The sequence below is a fragment of the Streptomyces sp. NPDC005863 genome, from assembly GCF_042871345.1.
GTDB lineage: Bacteria > Actinomycetota > Actinomycetes > Streptomycetales > Streptomycetaceae > Streptomyces.
The window spans coordinates 1,050,568-1,061,125 of sequence record NZ_JBIAII010000002.1; the positions used below are offsets into that span (position 1 = coordinate 1,050,568).

General features: G+C 71.5%; 10 protein-coding genes. 6 read left to right on the forward strand and 4 right to left on the reverse strand.

The window, feature by feature from the left end:
* Window positions 1-219 precede the first annotated feature (219 nt).
* The 6 genes from ACFYO9_RS10695 to ACFYO9_RS10720 all read left to right on the forward strand — a co-directional run bounded on the left by ACFYO9_RS10695 (window position 220) and on the right by ACFYO9_RS10720 (window position 5,349).
* A complete protein-coding gene (locus ACFYO9_RS10695) occupies window positions 220-1,056 on the forward strand; it encodes a PhzF family phenazine biosynthesis isomerase (RefSeq protein ID WP_358779411.1) in 837 nt (278 codons plus the stop codon).
* Window positions 1,049-1,723 carry a phenazine biosynthesis FMN-dependent oxidase PhzG gene (gene phzG, locus ACFYO9_RS10700; protein ID WP_358779410.1) on the forward strand — a complete coding sequence of 225 codons (675 nt, stop codon included), beginning with the start codon at window positions 1,049-1,051 and terminating at the stop codon, window positions 1,721-1,723. The genes ACFYO9_RS10695 and phzG overlap by 8 nt, the downstream gene beginning before the upstream one ends.
* 29 nt (window positions 1,724-1,752) lie before the next feature.
* Entirely contained in the window at window positions 1,753-2,259 is a 507-nt protein-coding gene (locus ACFYO9_RS10705; protein WP_388666133.1) for a PhzA/PhzB family protein, read from the forward strand.
* A gap of 34 nt (window positions 2,260-2,293) precedes the next feature.
* On the forward strand, window positions 2,294-3,319 hold the full coding sequence (locus ACFYO9_RS10710; protein ID WP_358773805.1) for a methyltransferase: 1,026 nt from the start codon (window positions 2,294-2,296) through the stop codon (window positions 3,317-3,319).
* A gap of 104 nt (window positions 3,320-3,423) precedes the next feature.
* The gene (locus tag ACFYO9_RS10715; protein ID WP_358773804.1) at window positions 3,424-4,686 is read left to right on the forward strand and encodes a phage tail sheath subtilisin-like domain-containing protein; all 1,263 of its coding nucleotides are present in this window, start codon (window positions 3,424-3,426) and stop codon (window positions 4,684-4,686) included.
* Window positions 4,687-4,719: 33 nt separating this feature from the next.
* A complete protein-coding gene (locus ACFYO9_RS10720; protein ID WP_358773802.1) occupies window positions 4,720-5,349 on the forward strand; it encodes a hypothetical protein in 630 nt (209 codons plus the stop codon).
* Window positions 5,350-5,562: 213 nt separating this feature from the next.
* On the opposite strand, the gene aroC is transcribed toward ACFYO9_RS10720, so the two are convergent.
* From aroC to ACFYO9_RS10740, 4 genes are all read right to left on the reverse strand, one after another.
* Window positions 5,563-6,747, reverse strand: a complete 1,185-nt coding sequence (gene aroC, locus ACFYO9_RS10725; protein WP_358773800.1) for a chorismate synthase — start codon at window positions 6,745-6,747, stop codon at window positions 5,563-5,565.
* A 42-nt stretch (window positions 6,748-6,789) separates the two neighbouring features.
* On the reverse strand, window positions 6,790-8,079 hold the full coding sequence (gene aroA, locus ACFYO9_RS10730) for a 3-phosphoshikimate 1-carboxyvinyltransferase (protein WP_358773798.1): 1,290 nt from the start codon (window positions 8,077-8,079) through the stop codon (window positions 6,790-6,792).
* A gap of 176 nt (window positions 8,080-8,255) precedes the next feature.
* Window positions 8,256-9,242: a ketoacyl-ACP synthase III gene (locus ACFYO9_RS10735; RefSeq protein ID WP_355806172.1), complete on the reverse strand. Its 987-nt coding sequence runs from the start codon at window positions 9,240-9,242 to the stop codon at window positions 8,256-8,258.
* A 137-nt stretch (window positions 9,243-9,379) separates the two neighbouring features.
* Window positions 9,380-10,555 carry a hydroxymethylglutaryl-CoA synthase gene (locus ACFYO9_RS10740; protein WP_355806169.1) on the reverse strand — a complete coding sequence of 392 codons (1,176 nt, stop codon included), beginning with the start codon at window positions 10,553-10,555 and terminating at the stop codon, window positions 9,380-9,382.
* Window positions 10,556-10,558 lie beyond the last annotated feature (3 nt).

Sequence of the window (10,558 nt, forward strand, 5' to 3'; positions counted from 1 at the left end):
TCGCCGGAGAAGGACGGCGCATCGTGGGCAGCGACCGGCCGGACGGTGCGGTCCGGCCACCGCCCCGCACCGCACGAGCCACCCCGAAGGACCGCCGGGCCGGCGTCCTCCCCCGAGCGCCGGCCCGGCCCCCCTTCCTCCGTACGGAAGATCACCGCAGCTCACAGCGGTACGAGGTAGCACCGGCACGACCAAAGACGAGTGGGAGAACGAAACCAGATGCACACCTATGTAGTCGTCGACGCGTTCGCCAAGGAGCCCCTCACCGGCAACCCGGCGGCGGTGTTCTTCGACAGCGACGACCTGAGCGCGGAGCAGATGCAGCGCATCGCCGGGGAGATGAACCTCTCCGAGACCACGTTCGTGCTGAACCCCAAGCAGGGCGGGGACGTTCACGTACGCATTTTCACGCCGGTCAACGAACTGCCCTTCGCAGGCCACCCGTTGCTCGGCACCGCCATCGCGCTGGGGCAGCGGACCGACGCGGACCGGCTGCGGATCGAGACCGCCATGGGCGTGATCCCCTTCGAGCTGGGGCGCGTCGACGGCAAGGTCGTCTCGACGAGCATGCGCCAGCCGGTGCCCGTCTGGGAGCCCTTCGATCGCGCGGACGAGCTCCTCGACGCGCTGGGCATCCAGGAGTCGACGCTGCCGGTGGAGATCTACCGCAACGGCCCGCGTCACGTCCTGGTCGGCTTCGAGAGCTTCGAGGCCCTGTCGAAGGTGAACCCCGACCACCGCGCGCTCGCGACCTTCCCCGACATGGCGACCAACTGCATCGCCGGCTCCGGCACGACATGGCGCAACCGCATGTTCTCGCCCGCGTACGGAGTCGTGGAGGATGCCGCCACCGGCTCCGCCGCGGGCCCCATCGCCATCCACATCGCCCGGCACGGGCTCGCCTCGTACGGGCAGCACATCGAGATCACCCAGGGCGTCGACATGGGCCGCCCCTCCCCCATGGGCGCGCTGGTGCACGGAGAGGGCGACCGCGTCGACTCCGTCGACGTCTCGGGCCACGGCGTCGTCACGATCGAAGGGCGGATGCATGTCTGATGTACGGCGTTCCGAAACCCTGACGGGCTCTGTGGAGGTGGCCTTCCCCGAGTTCCGCACCCCGCCCGCGGAGCCGTTGGGGCTGTTGTCGTCCTGGCTGAAGGCGGCCACCGAGCTGGGGGTGCGTGAGCCCCGCGCGCTGGCCCTGGCCACCGCCGACGCCCAGGGCCGGCCCTCCTCGCGGATCCTGGCCGTCAACCAGGTCACCGACACCGGGCTGGTGTTCATCACCCACGCCGGCAGCCAAAAGGGCCGCGACCTGGCCGCCAACCCCCACGCCTCGGGCGTCCTGTACTGGCGCGAGACCAGCCAGCAGGTCACCCTGGCCGGCCCCGTCGTCCAGTTCCCGCGCGCCGAGGCCGAACAACTCTGGGCGGCCCGCGCGGTGTTCACCCACCCCATGTCGACGGTCTCCCTGCAGAGCGAGCCGCTGCGCGACCTCGACCACCTCGAGGAGATCCGCGAGCGCGCGCTGGCGCTGGGCGAGCCGGCCCGCCCGCTGCCCTGCCCCGAGGCGTTCGTCGGCTACCGCCTGGAACCGGTGAGTGTGGAGTTCTGGGCGAACGGCACCGACCGCCTCCACGAACGCCTGCGCTACGACCGCACCAGCCAGAACCAGAACCAGGACCAGGACCGGGGCTGGACCGTCACCCGCCTGCAGCCCTGAAACCCCCCACCCGTTCGGAGACCCACACCATGACCTCCCCCATACCCGACCAACTCGCCGCCACCGGGCCGGTGTTCACCAGCCACCTGGACCTGCGCGCCCGCAACCGCCGCGCCGTCGAGCAGTACATGGAGATCGGCCCCGAGGCCCGCCTGCGCCGCTACACCCTCTACACCGACGACGGCACCGCCGCCCTGTTCAACACCGACATCGGCCGCCCCATCATCGTCCAGGGCCGGGAAAAGCTGAAGCGCCACGGGGAACTGTCCCTGAAGGTCCTGCCCGACTGGCAATGGTTCGACGTGCACCTCTACGAGACCCAGGACCCCGCCACCATCTGGGTCGAGTGCGACGGCGAAGGCACCATCCGCTTCCCCGGCTATGCCGAGGGCCGCTACCGCAACCACTTCATCCACGGCTTCACCCTCCACGACGGACAGATCGCCGCCAGCCGCGAATACACCAACCCCATCGAGCACATGCGCGCCCTGAACATCGACACCCCCCACATCAACCGCGACTGGATCCCCTCCTGATCCGCCCATCCGACACTCAAGGGAGAGACAGGCAATGAGCCCGGACACCACCCCCCGGCCGGCGGCCCGCGCCACCATCGACCTCATCACCGCCGCCTGGCACACCCAGGCCGTCTACGCGGCGGCCAAGCTGGGCGTGCCCGACCTGATCGCGGCGGGGCACTCCGCCCCGGCCGGCATCGCGCGGGCCGCCGGCGCGGACGAGGACGCCGTCCGGCGCCTGCTGCGGCTGCTGCTCCGCCTGGACGTGGTCGACGGCAACGAGACCGAGGGCTACCGCAACACCTCCGTGGGCGAGTTGCTGCGGGACCGTCCCGGCTCCCTGCGTGACGTGTGTCTGCTGTACGGCGAGGAGTTCTACCAGGCCTGGGGCGACTCCATCGAGACGTTCCGTACCGGCAGGACCGGCTTCGAGAAGGCGTACGGGCAGTCCCTGGTCGGCTACCTCCGCGAGGACTCCGACGCCGCCAAGCGCTTCCAGCGCGCCATGCGGGCGCAGGCCGACAACTTCGCCTTCGACGCGGTCCCGCAGCACGTCGACTTCTCCGCCGACCGGCACGTCGTCGACATCGCGGGTGGCAGCGGCCAGTTGCTGTCCACCGTGCTCGGCTCGGCGCCCGGGGCCCGCGGCACGCTGATCGACCTGGAGCACACGCTGCCCATCGCCCGCGCGCACCTGGAGCAGAGCGTGGGCGCCGACCGCGCCGAGGTCGTCGCCGGGGACATGTTCACCGTGCCGATCCCGCAGGAAGCCGACACGTATCTGCTGTCCCGGGTGCTCGGCGACTGGTCGGACGACGAGTGCGTACGTCTCCTGAGCTCCATACGCGAGGCCATGGCCCCGCACTCCCGCCTCGTGGTCATCGAGATGGTCGTCCAGGACGGCAGGGCCGGTCTGCTCGCGCCCCTGTGGGACCTGCACCTGATGGTCGTCAACGGCGGCCATCAGCGTTCCGCCCAGGAGTACCGCGGACTGGCGGCCCGTTCCGGCCTGTCCATCGACCGCGCCGTCCAACTCCCCATGGAGGCCTGCGCGATGGTCCTCACCCACGGCGGCTGACCGCCGCCACCGCAAGGCCCGCCCGGCTCCACGCCCGGCCACCTGCCCCGCCCGTCGGCCACCTGCCCGCCCATCCGTCTTCCCGTCGTGACCGAGGAGTCTGCATGTCACCACAGCAGCCGAATCCACCGCGCACCATCAGCACCACCACCGGCCCGTTCGGTCCCGGCATCCACCTCCGGGAGACGGACGGTGTCCGGGGAACCGGCCTCGGCGCCCCCGTCATCCGCGGGCTGCACACATCGGTGGCCGCGTTCGTCGGGGACGCCCCCGGCCTGCCGGACAAGCCGGCCTTCGTACGCCATCCGCAGGAGTTCATCGAGGCGTTCGCGCCGCGCCGCGGGGGCGACGGCACGGCGCGCTCGTACGTGCACGACGCGGTGCTCGGCCACTTCCGCAACGGGGGCGGCGGGGCATGGCTCCTGGGGACGACCACCGAGGGGGACCGTATCGGCGGCTACCGGGCCGCTCTCGCCAGGCTGGAGCGGCTGCCGGAGGTCACCCTCGTGGTGGCACCGGATCTCTGGCGGGTGGAGGAGGAGGCGCAGCGCGTCGCGGAGCTGCTCGCCGGGCACTGCAGACGGGTCGGCAACCGGGTCGCGCTGCTGCACACACGCGCGGGACTCGCCCCCGCCGACGTACACAAGCCCTTTGAACTCCCGGAGCCCGACGCCCAGTTCGCCGCCGTGCACTATCCGTGGATCACGGTGACGGAGCCCGGCGGGAGCGAGCATGTGGCGCCGCCCTCGGGACATGTGGCCGGGCTGTGCTGCCGCGTCGACGTGGAGCGCGGCGCGTACACGGCCCCCGTGGGCCCGCTGGTGGGCGTGGTGCACCACGAGCGGAACGTGTCCGACGAGGAACAGGAGGCGCTGGGGGGTGTGGGGGTGAACTGCCTGCGGTTCGTCCCGGGGCAGGGCATCCGGGTCACGGGGGCGCGCACGCTGTCCGCCGAGGCCGACTGGACGGACCTCGCGGTGCGCCGCCTGGTGAACCACGCCCGCGCGTCGCTCGCGCAGGGCACGTGGTGGGCGGCGTTCGAGACCAACAGTGCTCATCTGCGGTCGCTGGTACGGCAGTCCGCCGTCATGTTCCTGAAGGGATTGTGGCGCCAGGGCGCACTGCGCGGCGAGACCGCGGACGAGGCGTTCCACGTCGTCTGCGACGAGACCAACAACAGCTACGCGTACGACGCGCCCGGCACAAGCGCCACGAACGGCGTGAACGGTGCGAGCGGCGTGAGTAGCGCGGGCATCGGCGATCCGACGCGGGGCCGCGTGGTCCTCGACGTCGGTGTCGCCACCCGGCGGCCGGGTGAGTTCGTCACCTTCCGCATTCTGCACGAAGCCGGCCACAGGAACCCCTGACCGGACCATTCACCCTGAAGGAGATTCACCGCAATGGAGATTCACTCATGCTCGCGGGACCACCGCCAGGAACTCCGCGAGGCGACCGGAGCCATCCTGTGTGACCCGTGCGTGGCGAAGCTGCAGCGTCATCTGCGCGCACTGCCCGGCCTGCACCAGGAGGGTCTGCACCACGTTCTGGCGACGTCGCGGCGGCGCAACCCGACGAAGGTCTCGGGCAGCCGCAAGCGCGATCACCTGAACGTCGCGGCGCTCGACGTCCGCAGCAACATCCTCGCCATCCTGGAGTCGTGGGCGAGTTACGTGGCCGACGAGCTCGACGTCGCTCCCCCGGCCAGGTCCGTCCCCCACCTCGCGTGCTTCCTGCTGCTGCACCTGGAGTGGCTCACGGCGCAGCCGCCGGCGGCGGACTTCGCGGCGGAGGTCCAGGAGTTGCACGTCGAATTGCTCGGGGTCATCGAGCCCGACCAGGCCGACCGCAATCCGCTCACCAGACGCTGTGTGGTGGAGAGTTGCGCGGGGACGATCAACACCTCGCCGCAGCACGAGGGGGCCGCCGGAGCGGCCGGCAGCATCAGCTGCTCATCGGGACACTCGTGGGAGATACGGGAGTGGCTCGTGCTGCGTCACCTCATGGACCGGCAGAGCCGGGAAGCGGCCTGACGCACCCGGTCACCCCGGTCACTTCGGTCACCTCGGTCACTCAGTAGCCCGGGTGATGACGCCGGCGACGCCGACAGCTCGGCCTGTTCAGCGGGAGAGAGCAGGACGGAGCGGGACGTGAGCGCCGACGAGGGCGCGGGGCCCGGACAGATGGTCACGGGGCGCGGGACGACTCACCGCGCCCCGTGGCCGTCTGCGTAGGGGGCTCTTCGCCTAGCGGACCTGCAGGTTGCCGAGGTAGGACCGCACATTGCGGCGCGTCTCGGGCACGCTGTCACCACCGAACTTCTCCGCGACCGCGTCCGCGAGGACCAGCGCGACCATCGCCTCGGCGACGATCCCGGCGGCCGGCACGGCGCACACGTCGGAGCGCTGGTGATGCGCCTTGGCGACCTCGCCGGTGGCCACGTCGATGGTCGCCAGAGCACGCGGCACCGTAGCGATCGGCTTCATCGCCGCACGCACCCGCAACAACTCACCCGTGGTCAGCCCACCCTCCGTACCACCGGAGCGGCCCGAGGTGCGCCTGATGCCGTCATCGGTGCTCACGATCTCGTCGTGCGCCTTCGACCCCGGCACCCGCGCCAGATCGAAACCGTCACCGACCTCGACACCCTTGATCGCCTGAATACCCATGAGCGCGGCGGCAAGCCGCGCATCCAGCCGCCGATCCCAGTGCACGTGCGAACCCAGACCCACCGGCACACCGTAAGCAAGGACCTCGACCACACCACCAAGAGTGTCGCCGTCCTTATGGGCCTGGTCGATCTCCGCGACCATCGCCTTCGACGCATCCGCATCCAGGCAACGCACCGGATCCGCGTCCAGCTTCTCGACATCGGCCGGCGTCGGGTACACCCCATAAGGCGCCTTCGCCGCAGCCAGCTCCGTGACGTGCGAGACGATCTCGATCCCGGCCGTCTCCTTCAGATACGAACGGGCCACCGCACCCAGCGCGACACGGGCCGCCGTCTCACGCGCCGAAGCACGCTCCAGAATCGGACGGGCCTCGTCGAACCCGTACTTCTGCATACCCGCCAAGTCCGCGTGACCAGGACGCGGACGCGTCAACGGAGCATTACGGGCCAGGTCGGCCAGCACATCCGGATCCACCGGATCGGCCGACATCACCTGCTCCCACTTGGGCCACTCCGTGTTCCCCACCATGACCGCGATCGGCGAGCCCATGCTCAAACCGTGCCGCACCCCACCCAGGAACGTGACCTCATCACGCTCGAACTTCATCCGCGCACCACGGCCATAACCCAACCGCCGCCGCGCCAGATGGTCGGCCACCATCTCCGTCGTGACCGGCACGCCGGCGGGAAGACCCTCCAACGTCGCGACAAGCGCGGGTCCGTGCGACTCCCCCGCGGTCAGCCAACGCAACCTGCTCAACGGATGCTCCTCTGTCTCAACCGCGCGTGTTCGGCGGCCTGTTCAGCCGCTCGTGCTCGACGCGAGCGCGTAGCCGGTGAACAGGCGCCGCATCTCGTCGTGGAATTCGGGGAAGGTCTTCGCCACGCAGGACGGGTCGTCCAGCGTGATCGTGCCGGGCGCCGCGAGCCCGAGCACCGAGAAGGACATCGCGATCCGGTGGTCGCGCCGGCACGCGACACGGGCGGGGCGCGGCACTCCGGGGTGGACGGTGATCCAATCGGGGCCGTCCGAGGTCTCGATGCCGCAGGCCCGCAGGTTCGCCGCCACGGCGGCGACACGGTCGGACTCCTTGAGCCGCGCGTGCGCGATGCCGCGGATGGTGATGGGCGCGTCGGCGAGCGGCGCGATGGCGGCGAGGGTCATGAAGGTGTCGGAGATCTCGCCCATGTCGACGGTGAAGCCGCCGCGCAGCCGTCCCGTGCCGGTCACGGTGGTGGCCGCCCGGCCCACGCACACCTCTGCGCCCGCCTGGCGCAGGACGTCGACGAAGCGGAGGTCGCCCTGGAGGCTGTCGGTGCCGAGGCCGGGCACGGTGACGGTGGTCCCGGTGACGGCCGCGGCGGCGAAAATGTAGGAGGCGGAGGACGCGTCGGGTTCGACGACGACGTCGGCCGCGTCGTACGGGCGGGGTGCGACGTGGAGCGTGCCGTCGTCGCTCTCCTCGACGCGGGCCCCGAAGCGCCGCATCAGAGCCAGCGTCATGTCGACGTACGGGCGGCTGACCAGGCTTCCGGTGCGGATGCGCAGGCCGTCGCGCATGAGCGGCGCGGCCATCAGGAGTCCGCTCAGATACTGGCTGGACAGGGACGAGTCCACGGTGAGCTCGCCGCCCGTGAGGCCCCGCGCGCGGATCAGCAGGGGCAGGCCGTTGCCCGGCCCGGGGTCGAGGTCGGCGCCGAGCGCGCGGAGCGCGTCGATGAGGGGGCGCTGCGGGCGGGCCCGCAGCTGCGAGGAGCCGTCGAAGAGGAAGGTGCCGTGGCCGGTGGCGGCGAACGGCGGCAGGAAGCGGGCGGCCGTCCCGGCGTCGGCGCACCAGGGCCTGGCGGATCCGGTCGGGCCGCGGCCCGTGCCCGTCACCTCCCAGAACTCGTCCCGCGGGCCGCTGCGCACGGTGAGACCGCACGCGCCGAGCGCCTCGCGGAAGGCGACGGTGTCCTCGCTCACCAGCGGGGCGCGCACCGTGCTGGTGCCGTCGGCCGCGGCGGCCAGCAGGAGCAGTCGGTTGGTCAGACTCTTGGATCCCGGTATCCGGGCGGCCAGGCCGGCGTCCGGCTCCTTCTCCGTGATCACGCGGGTGCCTTCCTGCGACGGGCGGTGAGGTACGGGGGTACGAGTACGGGGTGGGGGCCGGCGCGTGCCGCGCGCGGCGAAGTGCGGGCCGGGGCTCTTCTTGGGGGGAAGGGAACGCCCCGGCCCGGTCGGTGGGGGTGGTGCCGGCCGGAGTCGTCAGGACCCCGGCCGGCCGCTCACCATTCGAGCAGCGCGAGCCCCGCGGCCATGCCGCCGCCGAACCCGGCCAGGAGGATCAGGTCGCCCGGCCGGAAGGCGCCCTTGCGGGCGGCCGCGTCCAGGGTGATCGGGATGGAGGCGGCGCCGGTGTTCCCGTACTCCTCCAGCGTGAGGTGCGTGGTGGCGCGGGACAGCGACAGGTCCTCGATCACGGTGTCGAGCATGACGCCGTTGGCCTGGTGCGGCACGAAGTGCGCGATGTCGTCGGGCACCACGCCCGCCTCGTGCAGGAACTGCTTGGTCAGCTGCGGCAGTTGCTCCACGACGAAGCGGCGCACCTCGCGGCCGTCCATCGCGAAGTACTGGAGCTTCGCGTCCAGGGCCGCCTGGTCCGGCGGGATCCTGCTGCCGCCCGCGGGCACCTGGATGAGGTCCGACAGCTCGCCGAAGGTGTGCAGGGCGACATGGCGGATCCGCGGGCCCTTGCCGGGGCCGAGGACCATCGCGCCGGCCCCGTCGCCGAACAGCACGACCGTCTTGCGGTCGGCCGGGTTCAGGATCCGCGAGTAGACGTCCGCGCCGATGACCAGCGCGTGGCCGCCGCGGCCCGCCAGCATGCCCTCGACCACGGACAGCGCGAAGACACTGCCGGAGCAGACGGCGTTGACGTCGAACGCCGCGGCGCCCGGCGCGCCCAGCTGCTGCTGCACGAAGACGGCGGTCGGCGGCTGCGGCCGGTCCGGCGTCGAAGTGGCCACCACGATCAGCGAGAGCTGTCCTGCCGTGATGCCCGCCGACTCCAGCGCGGCGCGGCCCGCCGCCACCGCCAGATCCGAGGTCGCCTGCCCGGGAGCGGCCCAACGCCGTTCCCTGATCGCGGTCTTGCGGACGATCCACTCGCCGTCGACCCCGGCCGGGGCGCCTACCTCGTCATTGGAGACGATACGGTCCGGCACATAAGCGCCCGTACCGAGAACTGCGACATCGGCTGCGACATCGGTCATGCGCCTGCCCTACCCTCAACGCGACGTGAATGGATGGTGCCGGTGGCCGGCGCCCGGTCGGCGCCGCCGTACCCGTACGCGGCGTGCGGGGGCGGCCCCGACGGGCCGCCCCCGCACCTGCGGTACCGCACGGGGCCCTACCGCCGTTCGTAGATCCGCTTGTGACCGCGCAGGGCCGCGAGGCGGAACTGTCCGCCGTTCTGCACCGGCGTCGGGTAGTCCCCGCCGTCCGTGGGGAACGACCGCTCGTGCAGCTGCCGGTAGCCCGTGTAGTCCAGCGGCGTGCGCCGCTCGATGGCCGCGCGGTTCTCCGCGGTGCGCAGCCGCTCGCGGTAGCCGGGGACCGGCTCGCCCGCGAAGAACTCGGCGACGCTGCCCGAGCCGTAGCTCAGGAACCCGATCGGGCGCCCTGTCAGGTCGTCGGCCTGGTCGAGGAGCGCGGCGAGGCCCAGGTACACCGACGCGGTGTAGCTGTTGCCGATCACCCGGTTGTATGCGGTGGTCCGGCCCAGCGCCTGCTCGATGGCGTCCTTGTCGGTGTCGTACCCGCAGTAGTTGAGCAGGTGGCGGTGGGCCTTGTACGCCATCTTCGTGAACGGCTGGTGGTAGCAGAACGCGGCGAAGTCCTCCAGCGCCCGGCCGCCCTGCTCGGTGTAGTCCTTCCAGCAGCCCTCGACCGCCTGCAGATAGGCGGAGATCGACTCCTGCCCGTCCACCAGCGCCGCGTCCCGGTAGTTCGGCCGCCAGAAGTCCATCACGTCGGCGGTGAACAGGCCGGAGGGGCCGTCGATGCGCACCAGGGCCGGGTCCGCGCTCACCAGCATGGCCACCGCTGCGGCGCCCTGGGTGGCCTCGCCGGGGCTGTCCAGCTCGTACTTGGAGACGTCACTGGCGATCACGAGGACCTGTTGCTCGGGGTCGCGCGCCACCAGGCCGAGGGCGAACTGCAGCCCGGCCGTCGCCCCGTAGCAGGCCTGCTTCAGCTCCACCACGCGGGCCGCCGAGGGCAGTCCGAGCAGCGAATGGACGTACACGCCACCCGACTTGGCCTGGTCGATGGAGGACTCCGTCGCGAAGACGACGGTACGGATGCGCTCGCTGCCGTGCCGCTCGACGATCGGCGCGGCCGCCGACGCGGCCAGCGTCACGATGTCCTCGTCGGCCGCCGGCACGCTCATCGACTCCTGGCCGATGCCGATGTGATACTTGCCGATCTCCGTGCCGTTGTACGCGGCGAGCGCCGAGTGCGGCAGCACGAACTCGGTCGTCGCGAACGACAGATCATGAATACCTATGCCCGAACCACTGGCCATGCC

Coding starts and splice junctions, on each gene's coding strand:
- ACFYO9_RS10695 (WP_358779411.1), top strand. CDS start 220: ATGCACACCTATGTAGTCGTCGACGCGTTCGCCAAGGAGCCCCTCACC.
- phzG (WP_358779410.1), top strand. CDS start 1,049: ATGTCTGATGTACGGCGTTCCGAAACCCTGACGGGCTCTGTGGAGGTG.
- ACFYO9_RS10705 (WP_388666133.1), top strand. CDS start 1,753: ATGACCTCCCCCATACCCGACCAACTCGCCGCCACCGGGCCGGTGTTC.
- ACFYO9_RS10710 (WP_358773805.1), top strand. CDS start 2,294: ATGAGCCCGGACACCACCCCCCGGCCGGCGGCCCGCGCCACCATCGAC.
- ACFYO9_RS10715 (WP_358773804.1), top strand. CDS start 3,424: ATGTCACCACAGCAGCCGAATCCACCGCGCACCATCAGCACCACCACC.
- ACFYO9_RS10720 (WP_358773802.1), top strand. CDS start 4,720: ATGGAGATTCACTCATGCTCGCGGGACCACCGCCAGGAACTCCGCGAG.
- ACFYO9_RS10735 (WP_355806172.1), bottom strand. CDS start 9,242: ATGACCGATGTCGCAGCCGATGTCGCAGTTCTCGGTACGGGCGCTTAT.
- ACFYO9_RS10740 (WP_355806169.1), bottom strand. CDS start 10,555: ATGGCCAGTGGTTCGGGCATAGGTATTCATGATCTGTCGTTCGCGACG.